The sequence below is a fragment of the Paenibacillus elgii NBRC 100335 genome (assembly GCF_004000865.1).
GTDB lineage: Bacteria > Bacillota > Bacilli > Paenibacillales > NBRC-103111 > Paenibacillus_G > Paenibacillus_G elgii.
Window position 1 is genome coordinate 20,529 of record NZ_BIMB01000014.1, and the last position, 18,228, is coordinate 38,756.

Annotated in this window: 19 protein-coding genes; 4 read left to right on the plus strand and 15 right to left on the minus strand. The window is 54.5% G+C overall.

The window, feature by feature from the left end:
• Window positions 1-34 precede the first annotated feature (34 nt).
• Entirely contained in the window at window positions 35-358 is a 324-nt protein-coding gene (locus PEL01S_RS12790) for a DUF2642 domain-containing protein (protein ID WP_108534319.1), read from the minus strand.
• A gap of 195 nt (window positions 359-553) precedes the next feature.
• Window positions 554-757: a hypothetical protein gene (locus PEL01S_RS12795; RefSeq protein WP_063185123.1), complete on the minus strand. Its 204-nt coding sequence runs from the start codon at window positions 755-757 to the stop codon at window positions 554-556.
• 210 nt (window positions 758-967) lie between these two features.
• Between PEL01S_RS12795 and PEL01S_RS12800 the strand changes: the two genes are divergently transcribed.
• Window positions 968-1,615, plus strand: coding sequence for a hemerythrin domain-containing protein (locus PEL01S_RS12800; RefSeq protein ID WP_163768443.1), 648 nt, complete (start codon window positions 968-970; stop codon window positions 1,613-1,615).
• 104 nt (window positions 1,616-1,719) lie between these two features.
• Here PEL01S_RS12800 and ispG read toward each other — a convergent pair whose 3' ends face one another.
• The 6 genes from ispG to PEL01S_RS12830 all read right to left on the minus strand — a co-directional run bounded on the left by ispG (window position 1,720) and on the right by PEL01S_RS12830 (window position 8,100).
• Window positions 1,720-2,829: a flavodoxin-dependent (E)-4-hydroxy-3-methylbut-2-enyl-diphosphate synthase gene (gene ispG / locus PEL01S_RS12805; RefSeq protein ID WP_127460555.1), complete on the minus strand. Its 1,110-nt coding sequence runs from the start codon at window positions 2,827-2,829 to the stop codon at window positions 1,720-1,722.
• 101 nt (window positions 2,830-2,930) lie between these two features.
• Window positions 2,931-4,196: an ATP-dependent protease ATP-binding subunit ClpX gene (clpX, locus tag PEL01S_RS12810; protein WP_010493987.1), complete on the minus strand. Its 1,266-nt coding sequence runs from the start codon at window positions 4,194-4,196 to the stop codon at window positions 2,931-2,933.
• Between the two features lie 15 nt (window positions 4,197-4,211).
• A complete protein-coding gene (gene clpP / locus PEL01S_RS12815; RefSeq protein WP_010493986.1) occupies window positions 4,212-4,802 on the minus strand; it encodes an ATP-dependent Clp endopeptidase proteolytic subunit ClpP in 591 nt (196 codons plus the stop codon).
• Window positions 4,803-5,150: 348 nt separating this feature from the next.
• The gene (tig, locus tag PEL01S_RS12820; RefSeq protein WP_127460556.1) at window positions 5,151-6,440 is read right to left on the minus strand and encodes a trigger factor; all 1,290 of its coding nucleotides are present in this window, start codon (window positions 6,438-6,440) and stop codon (window positions 5,151-5,153) included.
• A gap of 171 nt (window positions 6,441-6,611) precedes the next feature.
• The gene (locus PEL01S_RS12825; RefSeq protein ID WP_108534322.1) at window positions 6,612-7,520 is read right to left on the minus strand and encodes a hypothetical protein; all 909 of its coding nucleotides are present in this window, start codon (window positions 7,518-7,520) and stop codon (window positions 6,612-6,614) included.
• Between the two features lie 238 nt (window positions 7,521-7,758).
• On the minus strand, window positions 7,759-8,100 hold the full coding sequence (locus PEL01S_RS12830; RefSeq protein ID WP_036690680.1) for a hypothetical protein: 342 nt from the start codon (window positions 8,098-8,100) through the stop codon (window positions 7,759-7,761).
• A gap of 312 nt (window positions 8,101-8,412) precedes the next feature.
• Between PEL01S_RS12830 and asnB the strand changes: the two genes are divergently transcribed.
• Window positions 8,413-10,257, plus strand: coding sequence for an asparagine synthase (glutamine-hydrolyzing) (gene asnB, locus PEL01S_RS12835; RefSeq protein WP_127460557.1), 1,845 nt, complete (start codon window positions 8,413-8,415; stop codon window positions 10,255-10,257).
• A 16-nt stretch (window positions 10,258-10,273) separates the two neighbouring features.
• Here the strand turns inward: asnB and PEL01S_RS12840 are convergent, their stop codons facing one another.
• The 3 genes from PEL01S_RS12840 to PEL01S_RS12850 all read right to left on the minus strand — a co-directional run bounded on the left by PEL01S_RS12840 (window position 10,274) and on the right by PEL01S_RS12850 (window position 12,836).
• Complete coding sequence (locus PEL01S_RS12840) at window positions 10,274-10,903, minus strand: XTP/dITP diphosphatase (RefSeq protein ID WP_127460558.1); 630 nt, start codon at window positions 10,901-10,903, stop codon at window positions 10,274-10,276.
• Complete coding sequence (gene rph, locus PEL01S_RS12845; protein WP_127460559.1) at window positions 10,887-11,645, minus strand: ribonuclease PH; 759 nt, start codon at window positions 11,643-11,645, stop codon at window positions 10,887-10,889. The genes PEL01S_RS12840 and rph overlap by 17 nt, the downstream gene beginning before the upstream one ends.
• A gap of 150 nt (window positions 11,646-11,795) precedes the next feature.
• Complete coding sequence (locus tag PEL01S_RS12850) at window positions 11,796-12,836, minus strand: GerMN domain-containing protein (RefSeq protein WP_063185112.1); 1,041 nt, start codon at window positions 12,834-12,836, stop codon at window positions 11,796-11,798.
• Between the two features lie 197 nt (window positions 12,837-13,033).
• Between PEL01S_RS12850 and PEL01S_RS12855 the strand changes: the two genes are divergently transcribed.
• Window positions 13,034-13,906 carry a sensor domain-containing diguanylate cyclase gene (locus PEL01S_RS12855; protein ID WP_127460560.1) on the plus strand — a complete coding sequence of 291 codons (873 nt, stop codon included), beginning with the start codon at window positions 13,034-13,036 and terminating at the stop codon, window positions 13,904-13,906.
• A gap of 10 nt (window positions 13,907-13,916) precedes the next feature.
• Window positions 13,917-14,432: a phosphatidylglycerophosphatase A family protein gene (locus tag PEL01S_RS12860; protein WP_010493976.1), complete on the plus strand. Its 516-nt coding sequence runs from the start codon at window positions 13,917-13,919 to the stop codon at window positions 14,430-14,432.
• A gap of 87 nt (window positions 14,433-14,519) precedes the next feature.
• Here the strand turns inward: PEL01S_RS12860 and PEL01S_RS12865 are convergent, their stop codons facing one another.
• The 4 genes from PEL01S_RS12865 to PEL01S_RS12880 all read right to left on the minus strand — a co-directional run bounded on the left by PEL01S_RS12865 (window position 14,520) and on the right by PEL01S_RS12880 (window position 18,227).
• Window positions 14,520-15,155: a DUF1906 domain-containing protein gene (locus PEL01S_RS12865; protein WP_063185106.1), complete on the minus strand. Its 636-nt coding sequence runs from the start codon at window positions 15,153-15,155 to the stop codon at window positions 14,520-14,522.
• A 141-nt stretch (window positions 15,156-15,296) separates the two neighbouring features.
• The gene (locus PEL01S_RS12870) at window positions 15,297-15,941 is read right to left on the minus strand and encodes a hypothetical protein (protein WP_127460561.1); all 645 of its coding nucleotides are present in this window, start codon (window positions 15,939-15,941) and stop codon (window positions 15,297-15,299) included.
• A gap of 2 nt (window positions 15,942-15,943) precedes the next feature.
• Window positions 15,944-17,020 carry a Ger(x)C family spore germination C-terminal domain-containing protein gene (locus tag PEL01S_RS12875; protein WP_127460562.1) on the minus strand — a complete coding sequence of 359 codons (1,077 nt, stop codon included), beginning with the start codon at window positions 17,018-17,020 and terminating at the stop codon, window positions 15,944-15,946.
• Between the two features lie 211 nt (window positions 17,021-17,231).
• A complete protein-coding gene (locus tag PEL01S_RS12880) occupies window positions 17,232-18,227 on the minus strand; it encodes an MBL fold metallo-hydrolase (protein WP_127460563.1) in 996 nt (331 codons plus the stop codon).
• Between the last annotated feature and the right edge of the window lies 1 nt (window position 18,228).

An 18,228-nucleotide genomic window follows, 5' to 3' on the forward strand; every position in this document is an offset into this window, starting at 1 on the left:
GCTTTTTTTCGTTGAAAAAGCTAGACCGGGGGCTTTACCCGCTCTTCTCATCTGCTTTTTCAAAATAAACGATTTCACATAATCGAATGTGATGCTTTTTTCCACGAACTACAAGAGCTACGTGATCAATGAAAACATCATCCAGAGTACCTACCAATTTGCCGACAGTCGTCGTGATGACAATCGTTAACCCTTTGTGTTGGATCAAATGCTCGGTGAATTTGGGCTCCACAGCTGTCGTGTACGTAACATTTTTGGGCAATACCAAAGTTTCCTTGCGCTGTACGTCTTCATTCCGATAATATTGCGGAACTGGGAATGAGGCTTGCGGATAGCCATAGTACACAAATCTATTCATGTGTTGCATACTCCTTTTGTCATAAATTGAAAAACACCAGTAAATAGTGAAGATTGACAAAACAAAGCAGCTTTTGACATGCTGCCAGAAGCTGCTTGACCGATGCTTTCGGATTATTTTTCGAGTATATATCCGAACCACGTCGCGCTGTCCGTATTTTTATTAATGGAAATCCCGACAGTGTGTCAACTTCTATTATTGCATCCAGCCGCCCATACCTTTATAACGGTGTGCGAGAGCTTTGTGAAAATATTCCTGCTCGGCATACTGGTAAAACAACGGAGGATTGCCCGCACAGGCCATCTTCATTCGCTCAAAATGTTCAGCTTTCACAAAATGATACCCGGCCATTTGCTCGGGATTGTAAGACCTATCTTGTAAATAAACCGTTCCGGTCAAAATAACACACTCCTTTTTAGATTTTCTAGGCAATAACAATATATGACAGTAGCCCGAAAATGCCCTATGACATTAGCCTAATCCAGGTTGGATAATGAACATCGGGAGAACCTCAGCGCATCTGTAACGATTCTGTTTTGGTTGCCTCTCGAATATACTGTATAGATGCCTATAGACCTGTAAAGATACCTTGATAAGGAAGTGATGTCCTTGTCTGAAGAAGACACAACGAAATCGGAAGGTATTCCACCTACTGAAGACTTAATGCGTGAACACGGTGTTTTAAAACGTATCCTTCTTATTTATAAAGAGGTTATAAGACGTCTGATTGGGGAAAAGCATTATGATCCACAAATGATTACATCCACTTTGTACCATACAGCTTCTATTGTGCGGCAGTTTATCGAGGATCATCATCAACATCTTGAAGAAAAATACGTTTTCCCGAAGTTTCTACAAGCCCAGCAGCAAACTTCGTTAGTCCATGTGCTATCGACTCAACATCTTGCTGCCCGTCAGATGACGAATATTATTCTTCATTACTCCCGTGTACCCCATCATTATAGTTTTCCGGAGCGTTATCATTTGGTCCGTGTTTTGTCACTGTATATCCGCATGTATGAACCTCACGAAGCAAGAGAAGATACCGATCTTTTCCCTGCGCTGCGCAGTATTGTAACTCCCAAAGAATTCAAAAATTTAGGTGAGCTATTTGAGGAGATCGAAGAAAAACGCTTTGGAAAGAATGGTTTTCAACGGATCGTACAATTCATTTCTCGAATTGAACAGACTTTGGGCATTTACGACTTGTCTCAATTTACGCCCCAACCATCCGAACTTTATGAGGGGAGAGGTTGATATAAAGGCTCGCTATGACGGCAACAAAAAAAACACCCCTGCCGCAAAAGCAACGGAGGCTTGCCCGCCTCCGTTGACTTTAGGGCACAAGGGTGTTTTTTCAGTTACATCGCTGCGTGTTGCTTGCGGCCGGGAATTTCGCCCGTACGCTCGAAATGCTCGACGATGATGTCGATTTCCTTCTTTAGCTCGGACAGCAGCTCGGCTTCCGGAACTTTGCGGATCATCTCGCCGTAACGGAACAACATGCCTTCGCCGCGGGCACCGGCAATGCCGATATCGGCTTCCCTCGCTTCGCCCGGGCCGTTTACCGCGCAGCCCAGAACGGATACTTTAATCGGCACCTTCAGCTTGGAGATATACTCTTCCACCTCATTCGCGATAGAAAACAGATCGATATCCAATCGGCCGCAGGTCGGGCAAGATACCAAGGTGGCGGCATTCGTGATCAACCCGAACGATTTCAGCAGCTCGCGGCATACTTTGACTTCCTCAACCGGGTCGGCGCTGAGCGAAATCCGGATCGTCGAACCGAGCCCCATGCTAAGCAGCGCGCCCAAGCCTGCCGCGCTCTTCACGGTGCCGGAGAACAACGTTCCGGCTTCCGTAATGCCAAGATGCAACGGGTAGCGGAAGGCTGCGGCCGCTTTCGTATAAGCGGCAATCGCCATCGGGACGTCGGATGCCTTCAGCGAGACGATGATATCGCGAAAATCGAGCTCTTCAAGAATGCCGATATGATACAAGGCGCTTTCGACCATCGCTTCCGGCGTTGGGTAGCCGTACTTTTCCAGCAAATGGTTCTCAAGCGAACCTGCGTTGACGCCGATCCGAATCGGAATCCCCCGCTCCTTGCAGGCTTTAACGACGGCTTCCACCTTCTCGCGGCGGCCGATGTTCCCCGGATTGATTCTTACTTTGTCAATCCCGTTCTCAATGGCCTGCAAGGCGAGCCGGTGGTCAAAGTGAATATCAGCTACAAGCGGGATGGAGATCTGCTTCTTGATCTCTTTGATCGCTTCCGCCGCTTCCTTATTGTTGACCGTAACGCGGACGATCTGGCATCCCGCTTCTTCCAGCCGATGAATCTCAGCCACCGTAGCCTTTACATCCGCCGTCTTGGTCGTACACATGCTCTGGATGATCACGTCATTGCTGCCGCCGATGGTTAGATTGCCGACTTTAACCGGAACCGTTTCCGTTCTATGGAACATGTGTTTTCTTCTCTCCCATGATGCCAAACATCCTCCGCTCCGCAGGACGAATCATCGGTCCTGCGAATTGGAGGCGTTTAGTTTTTTTGTATATCCGGCGCTTACGCGCTTTCTTCTTTTTTCTTAATGGACTGGCCGTCCGCTGCGGTGATCTGAGGTATGATCTTCGCTTGTACGGCTTCCTTGGTCACGATGCACTTGGAGCTCTCCGTACGGGATGGCGCCTCGTACATCACTTCCAGCATAATGCCTTCGATAATGGCGCGAAGTCCCCGCGCTCCGGTATTGCGCTTAATCGCTTCTTTCGCAATTTCCTCCAGCGCCTCCGGTTCGAATTCAAGGGATACGTTATCCATCTCCAGCATCTTCTGATACTGCTTGACAAGAGCGTTTTTAGGCTCGGTCAAAATGCGAACGAGTGCTGCTTCGTCCAGCGGCTCCAGCGTCGAGATGACCGGCAGACGGCCTACGAATTCCGGAATCAAACCGAATTTCAGCAGGTCTTCCGGAAGGACAAGAGACAAGTATTCGCCCGGCTTCAGGTCGGCTTTATGACCGTCGGTGCCGAAGCCGATCACTTTTTTGCCGATCCGGCGCTTAATGATCTGCTCAAGCCCGTCGAACGCCCCGCCGCAAATAAACAGGATGTTCGTCGTATCGATTTGGATAAATTCCTGATGCGGATGCTTGCGTCCGCCTTGAGGCGGTACCGATGCAACCGTGCCTTCCAAAATTTTCAGAAGAGCTTGCTGTACGCCTTCGCCCGAAACGTCGCGGGTGATGGACGGATTCTCCGATTTACGGGCTACTTTATCGATTTCATCGATATAAATAATGCCGCGCTCGGCTTTTTCCACATCGTAATCGGCCGCTTGAATGAGCTTCAGCAAAATATTTTCGACGTCTTCCCCTACGTAACCGGCTTCCGTCAAAGACGTTGCATCGGCGATCGCAAACGGAACGTTCAAAATTTTGGCCAGCGTTTGGGCCAGCAGCGTTTTACCGCTGCCTGTCGGACCGACAAGGACGATGTTCGACTTTTGCAGTTCGACATCTTCGAGCTTGCTTTGCTGCGAATTGATCCGTTTGTAATGGTTATATACGGCAACCGACAGCGATTTTTTGGCCTGTTCCTGCCCGATGACGTAGGAATCCAGAATCGCGCGGATTTCCTTCGGCTTCGGTACGTCTTTCAGGTCGAGCTCTTCCTCGTGACCCAATTCTTCCTCAACGATTTCCGTGCAAAGCTCAATGCACTCGTCGCATATATAAACGCCGGGCCCGGCAACCAGCTTGCGCACCTGCTCCTGGGACTTGCCGCAGAACGAGCACTTAAGCTGGCCTTTTTCATCGTTAAATTTAAACATGGGATCACTCCTTTTCTAAGTCAGGTCACTGCGAGTGATAACCGCATCAATGAGACCGTACGCCTTCGCGTCTTCGGCGCTCATGAAATTGTCACGGTCCGTGTCGCGTTCGATTCTTTCGTAAGGCTGCCCCGTACGCTCCACATAGATTTGGTTTAGCTTCTGCTTCGTCTTGATAATCCAGTCGGCATGAATTTTTATATCCGATGCCTGCCCGCGGACGCCGCCTAGCGGCTGATGGATCATCACTTCGCTGTTCGGAAGCGCGTAGCGTTTGCCCTTGGCGCCTGCCGTGAGCAGCAGGGAACCCATACTGGCGGCCATGCCGACGCAAATCGTCGAAACGTCCGGCTTGATGAATTGCATTGTATCATATATACCCATACCGGCCGTCACCGAACCGCCGGGGGAGTTAATGTACAAATGAATATCCTTCTCGGGATCTACCGCCGACAAGAAAAGCAACTGGGCAATTACCAGGTTGGCGACGTCGTCGTCGATCGCACTGCCCAAAAAAATAATACGATCCTTCAGCAAACGCGAGTAAATATCGTAAGAGCGTTCGCCTCGGCCTTCCTGTTCCACAACCATAGGTACCAGAGTCATCGTCCCAACCCCTTTACTTCATAAAATGCAAAACATTTTCAGCCTTACTCAAAACATTGTAGCACGTTTAAAGACTAAAGTCATTTCCTGCCCGATACGAACAAACGTTGCGGCCGCTAACGCAAGTTTTGCCGGGCAGGACAGCCTTGCTGCCGCCTATTGTATTTCATTATGTACCGCATATGTATTGATTCGTTTACTTCATATGTAACGCTTATTATGTTATGCTTATGTACTTCTTATGTGCATGTTTCTTGGAACCGTCACACGCGGTTTAAGGTAAAACAAAGGCACGCATGGATGTACACGTGCCTTTGCATGTATGTTCGCGTTTATACGATTTCCGAATTAAGCCGTTTTGCTGTTGTCAACCAGGAATTTCACGGTTTTGCGGTTGACGATATCTTGCAGCAGCGATCCCAAGTTGCCGTTGGATGCAAAGATGGTGCGGATTTCGTCAACGGAACGGCCGTACATTTGGGCCAGGTTCTCCAGCTCGGCGTTGATTTCCTCTTCCGTCGCTTCAAGGTTTTCCGCTTTCGCGATCGCCTCAAGCACGAGGTTGTTGCGTACGCGCTTCTCGGCGTCGGAACGCATTTGACCTTTGAGGTCTTCGGCGCTTTGACCGGTGAACTGGTAGTACATGTCGATGTTCATGCCTTGCGTGCGCAGACGGTTTTCGAATTCTTTCACCATTTGCTCCGCTTCGTCGTTAATCATGACTTCCGGAATTTCCACTTGCGCAGTTTCGGAAGCTTTTTCTACCAGATCGTTTTCTTTCTTGCGGTCGGCTTCGCTTTGCTTGCGCTCTTTCAGCTTGCTCTCCAGATCCGCTTTGTACTCGTCCAGCGTATCGAACTCGCTCACGTCTTTAGCGAACTCGTCGTCGAGTGCAGGCAAGTTTTTGCGCTTGATGTCATGCAGCTTGATTTTGAAAATGGCTTCTTTGCCTTTCAGCTCTTCTGCATGGTAGTTTTCCGGGAAAGTTACAGTGATGTCCTTCTCGCCGTCTTTTTCCAAGCCGATCACTTGCTCTTCGAAGCCCGGGATAAAGCTGCCGGAACCAAGCTCAAGCGAATAACGCTCCGCTTTGCCGCCCTCGAAAGGAACGCCGTCGACGAAGCCTTCGAAGTCGATCGAGACGATGTCGCCGTTCTGAGCTGCGCCTTCTTCTACCGGAACGAGTTCCGCATGGCGCTTTTGCAGTTTTTCCAGCTCTTCGTTCACTTCTTCGGCCGTTACGTCGACGGAAGGAGCTTCTAGAGCGATGCCTTTGTACTCGCCAAGCTCAACTTCAGGCTTCACGGTAACTTTCGCTTTGAATTTCAGAACTTGGCCTTTGCCGAATTGCTCGACGTCCACTTCCGGACGATCTACCGGCTGGATGCCCGTCTCTTGAACGGCTGCAATGTAAGCTTCAGGCACGATGATATCGAGAGCGTCTTGATACAAGCTTTCCACGCCGAACTTCGATTCGAAAATAGCGCGGGGCACTTTGCCCTTGCGGAAGCCCGGAACGTTAACTTTGTTCACGACTTTTTTGAATGCCTTGTCCAGAGAGGCGGCTACTTGGTCCGCGTCCACTTCAATATCAAGAACGGCTACGTTCTTCTCTATCTTTTCCCAGCTTGCTTTCATTTTATGCTTTCCCCTCCAAAAATTATCCATCGCAATTTTGTCACGTTCTGGCGGAGTCGCGGTACAGTCCGGACAAGCCCGCCGATATAACCATTATATTATAACCGTAATAAATGCGGTTTTCAAGGCTTCTAACGCGGAAACGTCGGGAAATCGTCCCGCGGCGCCATTTTATAATCTCCGGGTGAATACGTTTGCGGCAAATTGCTGCATCATCCGGTAAGCCTGTTCCCACTGGAACGCCAGATCCGACGTAATCCCGTACAATTCGAACAGCTCCGCTTTGTCCCCGCCTTCAAATACTTGCTCGAGCAACGTCAAATGCAGCGCCGCCGCCCATACGTCCACGCAGGCCGAGTCCTGCCGCAGCATTTGCCGGTAAGCGGAAGTTCCGTAAATAAACGCCAAAAATTCGTTCCACGTTTCCGCCGCAAAATACGAGAGCGCCGGATGCTGCGTCTCGCTGATTTCCTGCACGCGGTTAATAATCTCTTGAATCTGCGAAGGAAACTGATCGAACGCCGCCGGCGTATCCTCGATCTCGACGACCGTCGCTTCGCCGTTCTTGTGCAGCGTTACGCTGCCGGTCGCACCCCGCTTCTTGAGTGTTTGCAGCGTCTTGAACTGGATCAGCGGATGCCGCCCCGCATCCTCCTTCAACCACTTGATCAGCTCTTCGTCGATCCCTTCGTCTTCCAGAAACGCAAGCTGATCCAAGGCCAGCAGTTGCTTGTCCACGGCGCGCTGCTCCCGCAGGCTGGCCAGCAGCCGCTTCGCATAGTCGCCTTTTTCCTCGCCTTTGGCGTGCAAATGCTGCCGCAGTAGGTCCGCTTCGCTGAGCTCTTCGCTTTCGTCCTCCTGCCCCAGCGCCAGATCCGGGAACATGACTTGCAGCCAGTCGAGCAAGGACTGCCATTCTTCCCGCGCCCGGTCGTCGTCCGATTGGCAGGCAAGCAAAAAGCGGAGGAGCTTGATCGCTTCTCCGTAGCGTTCCGCTTCAAGGAGCCGGGTCAGTTCGAACTGGTAAAATTCGACGGTTTTCGGAAAAAGAATTACATTGTCATTGATCTGCCCGCTCATGAAACACCGCCTTTCTTGCTGAGCTTCTTTATGAATGCCAGTGTACCCCAAAAAAGAAGCGAAAGCAAAATCTCCTGCTGTTAGCCGCTTGCCTGTCCGTTCCATCGTTCCCTTAAATAAGATGCCGGATTCGGACGCGCGTTATGCGGACGTGAAAAAGCAGCCGCGGATGCGCAATAAATACGGCATCCGGGCTGCCTGTTATGCAGGCGCTGTTCAGCGTTCCATTTTCCGAAATCTATTCCATTTTCATCGCGGCTTGGATGAGCTGCGCTTTAATGTGCGGATTTTGTTCGATGAAGCTGTACATGCGGTCGACCTGCTCTTTATTTTGCAAATAGTCGCGTTCGTTCTGAATCATCTCGTGCGACCATTTCAGAAGCGCGGCTTCCGCGGCGCCAAGCCGGTTCAATGCAATATGAAGTCCCGTATCGCCGACAAGCTGCTCCATCACTTCCGGAGTTACGTTACCGAGTTTTTTCGTCGTAGCGAGCTTTTGCTCAAATTCTTTATTCGCCTTCTCAAAGTTTTCTTTAGCTTCCTTGTATTCTTTCTGCTGTTCTGAGAACGTTCTTTTCATTAATGATGAACCACCTTTACCTGTTGATCAATTGTCTTCCTGCCTATCGTTCCTTCAGCTTATAGCGTGAGACAAAACCGGCGCTTTCTATACATCGGTTTCCAAAACGCAGGCCGTTATAAAAATACACCTATACGCTAAGTGTAACTTTTCTTCGGCCGTTTGTCCATTTTTTCATCAAGTTTTCCGCGGTGGGCCTCGCCCGGACAGACATCATCCGCCCCTGCCACGCATAACCTTTAACATCTTGCTGTCATCTTTGGGCCCCTCAAGAGAGCGACAGATTCTGGAAGACCGGAGAGGATGAAAGCTATGTGTGGAATCACGGGATGGATTGATTGGAACAAAGATTTGACCCAGTATCCGTCCGTTCTCGAAACGATGACGGATACGCTCGCCTCGCGCGGTCCGGATGCCTCCGGCAGCTGGATCACGCCCCGCTGCGCGCTCGGGCACCGCCGTCTGAGCGTCATGGACCCGGCAGGCGGAGCCCAGCCCATGACCCGGAAAGTCGGGGATAATACAATAACGATCGTCTATAACGGCGAGCTATACAATGCGCCCGAATTAAAAAAAGAGCTGGAGCAGCGGGGCCACCGGTTCACCACGACCTGCGACACCGAGGTGCTGCTCGTTTCGTTCGTCGAATGGGGCCGAGCCTGCGTCGACCGGCTCAACGGCATCTTCGCCTTTGCCATCTGGGATAATGAAGAGCAGTCGCTATTCCTCGTCCGCGACCGGCTGGGCGTCAAGCCTCTTTTCTATTCCTACGCGGAAGGCCGGCTGCTGTTCGGTTCGGAGCCGAAGGCCATCCTGGCGCATCCGGACTTTACGGTTCAAATCAGCGGCGAAGGACTGGCCGAAATTTTCGCCATCGGGCCGGCGCGCACGCCGGGCCACGGCGTCTATAAAAATATGCAGGAGCTGAAGCCGGGTCACTGCATGGTCATGGATGCGCGCGGCCTAAGCGTACGCGCCTATTGGAAGCTGGAAAGCAAGCCGCACGAGGACGACGTGGAGACGACGGCCGCCAAAGTGCGCGAGCTGCTGCGGGACACGGTGATCCGCCAGCTCGCTTCGGATGTGCCGATCTGCACGCTGCTGTCCGGCGGGCTCGACTCCAGCGCTCTCACGACATTTGCCGCACATTACTATGCGCAGCAGGGGCTCGACGCCCTGCACACCTATTCGGTCGATTATGTCGATAACGATAAGCATTTCCAAGCAAGCGCCTTTCAGCCGAATGCGGATGCGCCTTGGATCAAGCGGATGACAGAGCACCTCGGAACCGTGCATCATGCGGTCGAATTCGATACGCCGGAACTGGTCGAGGCGCTCCGAACCGTCGTGCTGGCCAGGGACTTGCCCGGAATGGCCGATGTGGACGGTTCGCTTTATTTATTTTGCCGTGAAATTAAAAAAGGCGCCACGGTGGCGATATCCGGCGAAGCGGCCGACGAAATTTTCGGCGGGTACCCCTGGTTTCACCGGGAGGAAGCGCTGAATGCCGGAACGTTCCCCTGGTCGCTGGCAACCCCCGAACGCATCGCCTTGCTCTCATCCGAATTCGTCGATTGGGTGAAGCCCGCTCAATACGTGCAGGACCGTTACCGCCAAGCGCTCTCCGAAGTGCCCCGTCTGGCCGGCGAGAACGGACAGCAAAACCGGATGCGGGAAATGTCCTATTTGAACATTACCCGCTTTATGCCGACGCTGCTCGACCGCAAAGACCGGATGAGCATGGCAGTCGGTCTCGAAGTGCGCGTGCCTTTCTGCGATCACCGGCTGGTCGAATACGTATGGAACATTCCGTGGGAGGTCAAAACGGCCGGCGAGCGGGAAAAAGGCATTTTGCGCAAGGCGCTCCGCGGCATTCTTCCCGAAGACGTGCTGACCCGCAAAAAAAGCCCGTATCCGAAAACGCACAATCCGAACTATTTGACCGCCGTCCGCTCCTGGGTATTGGACATCTTAAACGACCCTTCCTCGCCTCTGCTTCCGTTCATCGATACGGCCAAAATCCGCACCCTTGCCGAGGACGCCGAAGGCCGTTTCCAGTTGCCTTGGTTCGGCCAGCTGATGACCGGGCCGCAGCTGTTCGCTTATTTGGCCCAAATCGATACGTGGCTGCGCCACTACAAAGTGTCGATTCGATAATGGCAATATGGCCTACTCAGGCCAAAAAGTCCCATAATTTACGGATCGCCTGACCGCGATGGCTGAGCGCATTTTTCTCTTCGAGTGTCAGCTCCGCCAGCGTCCGGCCGAGCTGCGGGACGTAAAACAGCGGATCATAGCCGAAGCCCCCGCTGCCCCGCGGCTCGCGAATGATGACGCCCTCGCACGTCCCTTCGACTTCGGCAAGCGGCGTTCCGTCCGCATCCACGAGCGCAATGGCGCTGACGAAACGGGCGGGGCTGAGCGCTTCGGGATGAGCCGCATCATCCGGCCGGGGCAGCGGCTCCAGCTTGTCCAGCTCGCCGACGAGCTTGCGGTTATTCGCCGCGTCGTCCTTCGGCTCGCCCGCGTAGCGGGCCGAGTATACCCCCGGCGCACCGTTCAGACGGTCCACGCATAAGCCGGAATCGTCCGCCACCGCAGGAACGCCGAGCCGCCGGGCCACCGCTCTGGCTTTGATCAAGGCGTTCGCCGCAAAGGTATCCCCGTCCTCGACGATATCCGGGATCTCCGGATAATCGAGCAGACTTTTGACCGCGATGCCCTTCTCCCGGAACATCTTCTCGAATTCCTTAAGTTTACCGGCGTTTGTCGTCGCGATGACGACCTCAGCTCCGAGCCGCATGGGACGCCCCCTTAATGCGTTCGGCAATCGGCCCAAGCGCCATCGCTTGCTCCCGAATCATGCCCTGGATGCCCGTTTCGGCCAGTGCCAGCAGCGCGTCAAGCTCTTCCCGGGAGAACGGAGCTTCTTCGCCGGTTCCTTGCACCTCGACGAATTTGCCCTGGCCGGTCATCACTACGTTCATATCGACCTTCGCTTTGGAGTCCTCTTCGTAGTTCAGGTCCAGGCATGGCCGCTCCTGAATGATGCCCACGCTTATGGAACCGAGAAAATCGGTGATCGGGAACCGGTTCAAATTCCGTTCCCGCGCGATTTTATCCATCGCGATCGTCATGGCAACGAATGCGCCGGTGATCGACGTCGTCCGGGTGCCGCCGTCCGCCTGGATCACGTCGCAGTCCAGCGTAATCGAACGCTCGCCCAGCGCTTCCAGATCGACGACGGAGCGCAGCGCCCGTCCGATCAACCGCTGAATTTCCATCGTGCGTCCGCCGAGTTTCCCTTTGGCCGCTTCGCGCTGATTGCGGACCGAAGTCGCCCGAGGCAGCATCGAGTATTCGGCGGTTACCCATCCTTTGCCCTGCCCTTTCATAAACGGCGGAACCCGTTCCTCCACCGTCGCCGTGCAGATGACCCTCGTATCTCCCACTTCGATCAGCACCGAGCCCTCGGCGTGTTTATTGTAATTGGTTGTAATTTTCACAGGACGCGCCTGATCGACTTTTCTCCCGTCGCTTCTCATTTAAGTCTCATTTCCTCCTTTTGGCTTTCACGTTCCCATTGTACCAGAGCGCCCCAGGAAAACCAAACGAGCCTGCGGAAACGAAAAAGCGCTCCTTCCGGAAGCGGGCCGCACAGGAAGGAGCGTTCGTTTATTGGCAGCTTGCCAAAGCTACAGCTTCAGCTGATTCACGGTTTGAGGCCGGGATACGGGCTTCGCGTAGCTCTGATTGTCGGTTGCGCTTACTTTGGCGTCGCCGTTCACGAGAATTTGCACCTTGGCGGCCGCGTTCGTATTTTCCGTAAGCGACAAGACGACCGCTTTCAACGCTTCGGCAGGCGCTTTTTTATCCGGGCCGAGCATTTTGTCCGAGAAATTGACGGTAATCAAGTCGTCCGTTTTGTCCACTTTCAGCAGCTCGGCTCCCGGAGCCATGACGGCAACTAAGCCTTTCTTCTGATCCGGTCCTGCAATAAGCTGCCGGATGACTGCTTCCGCGACGTTGTTCGTCCTGGGGACGAGCCGGGTGACGGGGACGTAATAGCTGTAATTTTCCTGATTCTGATTTAAAAAATACAGCGTAACCGGCGTCGATTGTCCGTACTCTACGCTTTCCGGCTTCTCCACGTTGATTCCAATCGCCCGGGTCAGCGATTCGTCCAGCGGCGTGCCGCCGACCGGCATTTCTTTCAAAGGCTTGCCCTCGACGCGTAGCTGCACCTTCTCCACCGAAGGAAAGCCCGTCAACGTCCAGGTGACGGCTTCCATAATTTTTCTTTCGTCCTGCAGGTTATAATCCGCAAACATTTTGGAAAAATCAACGATAGCCAGCTTTTGATCTTCCACGATGTTAATGCCTTTAATTTCGGTACCTTTGGGAAGGAGGCTTGTAAATCCGGCCGGCAGACGTCCTTGTACCGGACCGCCGTCCACCATGTATTCCAGCGCCTTGCGGGCGGCGCCTTGGGACTTCTCGACTTGAACGGCAATCGGAGCGACGAACCCTTTTTCATCCTTGGCGTAAACCGTCACCTGCATCGGATTGGCAATCGTCTGGGACACTTTGCCGCTTGTGGCCATGGCGTCCGCCCCGGCCGGCGGAGGATCGATTTGCTGAGACTGCTCCTTCTTTCCCGGAAGCGAGCAGCCGGAGGCAAGCAGAACGACCATTCCGACAACGGCGGCCCATCGTATCCCTTTGTATTGTTTCATTGCGTGTTCCTCCTTGGTATTGGGGTGTTGTCCGTTTTTACTTTTATGTATACGGGCGGCAGACAAGTTTATGACACCATTTTGTCCGATTCGGAGGAAGATTGGATTTATGGTACTTTGGACGGATGTATCCTTGATTTACACGGTACTAAAAGCCTATAATATAGATGTGTTTTTCCAAAAAGAGGTGATTTCCCATGGAAAACCGTCTTCATGATTTCGTGCCTGACGACCTATACCGGGCCGTTGTGCTTCAATCTCCGGATTGGCTGTGGGTATTCGACGAAACCGGTTCACCGGTCGGCTTGTCCCCGGAGCCCAACTACGGCTCGGCATTGTTCCGCTGGGTATACGAATCCGATCTCCTTCCGCTGCAGCAGGCATGCCGCCGGCTGCTTCAAGAGCGCGAACCGTTCGCGATGACGTTTCGGGCCGTGCTGCCGGACGGAGCTCTCGTATGGCTTGAAGGCCAAGGATATCCGTTAGCAGGCAAGTCTTCGGGATGGCAGGCCGCCTTGACAGCCAAAGACATCACGGCGTTCAAGAAGCAGGAGGAACGGCTGACCCGTCTGGCTTACTACGATCCGTTGACCCAACTGCCGAACCGCAGGCTGTTTCAAGATCGTTTTATACAATCGCTGCATATGGCGAAGCGCTACCACCATAAGCTGGCCGTTATTTATTTGGACCTCGATGATTTTAAACGCATAAACGATACATACGGCCATGCGACCGGCGACGAGCTGCTGACCATGGCCGCTTCCCGTCTCTCGCATTCCATCCGGGAACCGGATACGGTCTGCCGGATGGGCGGCGACGAGTTCGTCGTGCTCGTGCAGCAGTTTGAGCACCGCGAGGATGTTGCCAAGATTGTCGGCAGAATCGCACAGACGCTAAACCAGCCTTTCGAGCTGAACGGCCAAACCATGAGCATTACGAGCAGCATCGGCGTTTCCTGCTATCCCGAGGACGGGCATGATATCGACGCACTGCTCCAGTGCGCCGATACGGCGATGTACGCATCGAAGCAGCAAGGCAAAAACCACTTCCGGTTTTTCTCGAATCCCTAAGGAGGTCTCTATGAGCTACAGCTTGAACAGCAAGCAGGTTGCCGAAGCTTCGGCCTTGTGGCTATCGAAGCGCGGCGTCACCATGGAAGATATGGCGGAGCTTACTTATTTTCTGCAAAAAGACTATTACTCCAACCTGACGATGGACGAGTGCCGGGAAAGCGTGGAGCAGGTCCTCAGCAAACGTGAAGTGCAGAATGCCATTTTGACGGGGATTCAGCTCGACGTGCTGGCCGAGGAGGGCAAGCTGCTGTCTCCTCTTCAGGAGATGATCGAGAACGACGAGGGGCTGTACGGCTGCGATGAAATTCTGGCTCTGTCGATCGTCAATGTATACGGCAGCATCGGGCTCACCAACTTTGGATATATTGACAAAATCAAGCCGGGGCTGGTCGGGCGGCTGAACGATAAGAGCGGTGAGCACAAGCATACGTTCCTCGACGATATCGTCGGCGCTATCGCGGCGTCCGCCAGCAGTCGCATCGCCCACCGCAAGCAGAAGGAAAAGGAAAGTACGCAGACGTAAAAGGAAACGGCGCTTCTCCGGGGAGAGAGCGCCGTGTTCGTTTTTTCACAAGATCATCGCTTCGGAAAAATTTACACGATGATCGTCTCAGCTTACTTGAAAGCCGCCTCCGTTACCGTTGGAACGAACGCGGTCGATTACGCCCGCGGCGCCGCATGCCGCCAACGACCGGTCATCCTCGTACTGGTACAAATTCCAGCCCCCAAACTCCTGTCCGCTGCTCCATGCGTACGTCTGCCAGACATAGGTTATATCCATGATCCAGTTCGCGATGTAGGTGACGACATCGTACGTGCCGTATACGCCAAGCTCCCACTTGTCGCCGCCATTTGCGGCCGCATGCTGGCGCATGGTCTTCTGTACCCCTTCGAAATAGGCTTCCACTTGTCCGAGCGATGGGTCTCCCGTATGCGCTTCGAAGTCGACGGCAAAATAGATCGGGGTGCCGTAGGGCTGGCCGACGTTCAAAGCGCGGGCTATCGCGGCGGAGCAATCGTTGATCCCCCGCTCATACGTAAAATAATCCGCATAATTGGCGGCATCCTGAAAGACCGCCACGATATACAGCCCGCGGGACGATATCAGCTCGGCCTCTGTGCGGGTTAAATTTTTCCATTCGGAGCTGCTGTAATATCGGCCTATAAACGTAATTCCGTTCTGCAGCAAACAATCAAGCGGCTCTGCCGTCGTAAAAGGAGCCGCCCGGTCAATCCCTTCCCCCATCGCCACACCTCCTGCAAAAATCGCATCGTTCTTGTACAGGTTATGCCGCTACAGGAAAAGAGAACCGGATGCATGCCGCCCGGTTCTCTAAAAAAGGCTATCGTTTGCCGTTTCGCTCATCCCGCCGACAGACCGCTTCGCTTATTTCAAGTTCGCAAGCGATTCGGCTACGGTTTGCAGGTCTGCTTGGGACAGCTTGTCCGAGCTAAGAGCAATATAAGTCTTGTCCAGCTTCAAATGCAAGGTCGCTTTGCCATCGGCCGTGATCCATTGGCCCGTTCCGTTATTGAGCTTTACTTCCTGCTTCGATTCCACCTTGCCGCTCGGCTTGATCTCCTCCGGCGATTCCATGATCGTCATCTTGTAATATTTCAGCGTCAACAGCTTGGCGCTGGTTCCCATCTGATCGATCTTATCGTCCGAGGCTCCCCGCTCCGGCAAATAATACGTCGGAACGCTGGCGGTTTTGGCCGTCGTGGCGACGGTCGTCCGCTCCAATTCGCTGTATTGAAGCTGCCCCATCTTGATCGGAGCTTCTGCCGGCGGTTTGGCCGCCTCTCCGCCTTGACCGGTCTGTCCCGGCGTCGTCTGCCCGGCTTGGCCCGGCGGAGTCGTTTGCCCCGGTGGGGTCGTCTGTCCCGGCGTTGTCTGCTCCGTCGGAGCGGGATCCGGGGTTTTCGGCGGCTGAGCCGCCTCTTTCTTGCAAGCTGTCAGCGTCACAGTAAGAATCAATGCGGACAACAGAGCCGCCGTTCTCATCCAATGTGCGTGTTTTTTTGTTTTCATCGTCAAGCACCTCCGTCGAATGTAACCCTAACCTGCAGATCGATTCGGGCGCGGGTGAGAGCATCACGCCAGCGGTCCTGGTTCCACACGCCAGGATATTGCTGCCGCACGGACTCCCCCAAGCGCAGCGGATCGGAGCGCAGGCCTTGAAGCAACCGGATCAATTCCGTTCCTTGCCGCTGCAGGTTCGATGCCCAGCTATCGGCGGTAACGGATGGTCCGCCGGGCGAAGCCGCCACCCGCATCACGATGTTCAGCCGGGGCTGCTTCAAATCGCCGTTGCTCGCAATTTCAGCCCGGCAAGTTATATTACGCAGCAGCGGGGAATCGGTAGCAAAAGGCGACTCTTCCGAAGACCATTCGAGCTTCGACAGACCGTACCCCCCCATCATGCAAGCGAGCAGATTGCTTTGGGACGAGCTCAACTCGGCCACAAGCTCCTGCTTCTTAAACAAAAGCGCCCGGGTTGAAACACCCGACCCGCTGGGAATATTGTCCATTACGGCCGGGACTGCGGACAAGTAGGGCAGAACCACATCGTCCTCGTACGCGCTCCCCGCGAAGCGGAGCGGGTCCGCGGTCCAGCCTCCTTCCCGGAGCCGTGCAATGCCGCCGTTCATCGTTTCCGGGCTGCTGACGAACCGTTCGGCCGTCCCTTCCACCACCGCCACAAGCGGTCTGCGGCCCTGCTTTACGCCGAGCATCCGGATCTGTCTCGTCCATGATGCGGGGAAGCCGTGCGAACGCGCCCAGGCTTCGCCGATCGCCACAAGCTCCGGCGGTCTGTGCCGCTCCCATGGGTAAGCTGCGGCCTGGAACGAAACGAACGATTGCGTCCGCAGTCCGGAATTTGAATAAGCGCGCAGCGGGCGGCCGGACGCGGGCGGTCCGTAGCCAGTCGTTACGCGAAGGCCGCCGGGGCCTTCATCAATGCCTGCGGCTACGAACCGCGCTTCCTCCACTTGCAATGCGCGAGGATCCGCATCCGTCAAGCGGGCGCACCCCGTAACTTGCAGCAGGCAAGCCGTGGCGAGCAGCATCGATACCGCCCGGTTCATCAAGATTCGCTTTATGTTCAAAGGAAGCCGCCTCCAATTGAAAAATAGTCCGATAACCGTTACGTTACGAAAAACACGTTACAGATCATCTACTATTCCCCAATGACTCCCTTTTTATTCCAGAACTTACTTCATCGCACCCGGTCCATGTCAAAAAGCGGCAAGCTCCGTTTGATGAACGGATGCATGCCGCACGCAGCCGGTCGGTCGAAACCGGCGGATTGGAATAGCACTACGCTTGCCGGTAATACACAAGCCCCTCGCGTACGCTTTCGGTCAGTTTGCCGGCTTCGCACAGCCAGATCAGGTGCGCGATCGTCTCCGACAGCGCAAAGCGCAGCTGGTGCAGGCTGAGCCGCTCCCCGAAGGTCGCCCGGCATACGTGATACGCCGTTGCCGGCTCCGCAAGCTTCGACCGCATCGCCTCCAGACGCTCCGCATGATGGGCGATCAGCTCGTCGGCCCGCTGCTGCAGATGGCCGAAAGGCTCCCGGTGACCCGGAAACGCGAGCCGCACCTCGTAGCGGCGAATCGTTTCCAGACTAGCCAAGTAGCTGGCAAGCGGATTCTCGTCGATCCCTCCAGGCAAGTAGCTGACGTTCGGGGAAATTTGCGGAAGCACATGATCCCCGCAAAACATGACGGCCGTCTCCGCATGGTAAAAGCACAAATGCCCTGCGGCATGCCCCGGCGTTTCGATCGCTTCGTATTCCTCGCGGCCGAGCCTTACGCGCTCCCCGGCTTCCACGACGGTGACTTCCGGCTGCGGCGAAACGGACGCAACAAAGCCTTGCATATGCTCTTCCATCTGCTGCGCCAGCTCCTCCGGCATTCCTTCCCGCCGGAATAGCGCAAGCATCCGCTGGGTCATCGGCTGCCCGTCTCCCCAGAGCAAGCGCGTCTGTTCAAGCCCGCTCCGCGACATCAGGACGGGCGCGCCGGTACGCTCTTGAAACCATCCGGCCAGCCCGTAGTGGTCCGGGTGATGGTGCGTCAGCACGATGCGGTCGATGTCGGAGTAGCCGAGCCCAAGCTCCGCAAGCGCCGACGTCCAGACAGCTTCGGCGGCCTCCGTCCGCAGCCCCGGGTCGATCAGCGTCCAGCCGCTCTCCCCCGGCAGCAAATAGCTGTTTACCCAGCGCAGCGGAAACGGTAGCGGCACCTTTATCTGGAGCACGTCGCCGTGCTTCGTCACGCTCCCTTGGCGGCTTGATGGCGATCCGTCCATA

Coding starts and splice junctions, on each gene's coding strand:
- PEL01S_RS12790 (WP_108534319.1), bottom strand. CDS start 358: ATGAATAGATTTGTGTACTATGGCTATCCGCAAGCCTCATTCCCAGTT.
- ispG (WP_127460555.1), bottom strand. CDS start 2,829: ATGTTCCATAGAACGGAAACGGTTCCGGTTAAAGTCGGCAATCTAACC.
- clpX (WP_010493987.1), bottom strand. CDS start 4,196: ATGTTTAAATTTAACGATGAAAAAGGCCAGCTTAAGTGCTCGTTCTGC.
- clpP (WP_010493986.1), bottom strand. CDS start 4,802: ATGACTCTGGTACCTATGGTTGTGGAACAGGAAGGCCGAGGCGAACGC.
- tig (WP_127460556.1), bottom strand. CDS start 6,440: ATGAAAGCAAGCTGGGAAAAGATAGAGAAGAACGTAGCCGTTCTTGAT.
- PEL01S_RS12825 (WP_108534322.1), bottom strand. CDS start 7,520: ATGAGCGGGCAGATCAATGACAATGTAATTCTTTTTCCGAAAACCGTC.
- PEL01S_RS12830 (WP_036690680.1), bottom strand. CDS start 8,100: ATGAAAAGAACGTTCTCAGAACAGCAGAAAGAATACAAGGAAGCTAAA.
- asnB (WP_127460557.1), top strand. CDS start 8,413: ATGTGTGGAATCACGGGATGGATTGATTGGAACAAAGATTTGACCCAG.
- PEL01S_RS12840 (WP_127460558.1), bottom strand. CDS start 10,903: ATGCGGCTCGGAGCTGAGGTCGTCATCGCGACGACAAACGCCGGTAAA.
- rph (WP_127460559.1), bottom strand. CDS start 11,645: ATGAGAAGCGACGGGAGAAAAGTCGATCAGGCGCGTCCTGTGAAAATT.
- PEL01S_RS12850 (WP_063185112.1), bottom strand. CDS start 12,836: ATGAAACAATACAAAGGGATACGATGGGCCGCCGTTGTCGGAATGGTC.
- PEL01S_RS12855 (WP_127460560.1), top strand. CDS start 13,034: ATGGAAAACCGTCTTCATGATTTCGTGCCTGACGACCTATACCGGGCC.
- PEL01S_RS12860 (WP_010493976.1), top strand. CDS start 13,917: ATGAGCTACAGCTTGAACAGCAAGCAGGTTGCCGAAGCTTCGGCCTTG.
- PEL01S_RS12865 (WP_063185106.1), bottom strand. CDS start 15,155: ATGGGGGAAGGGATTGACCGGGCGGCTCCTTTTACGACGGCAGAGCCG.
- PEL01S_RS12870 (WP_127460561.1), bottom strand. CDS start 15,941: ATGAAAACAAAAAAACACGCACATTGGATGAGAACGGCGGCTCTGTTG.
- PEL01S_RS12880 (WP_127460563.1), bottom strand. CDS start 18,227: ATGGACGGATCGCCATCAAGCCGCCAAGGGAGCGTGACGAAGCACGGC.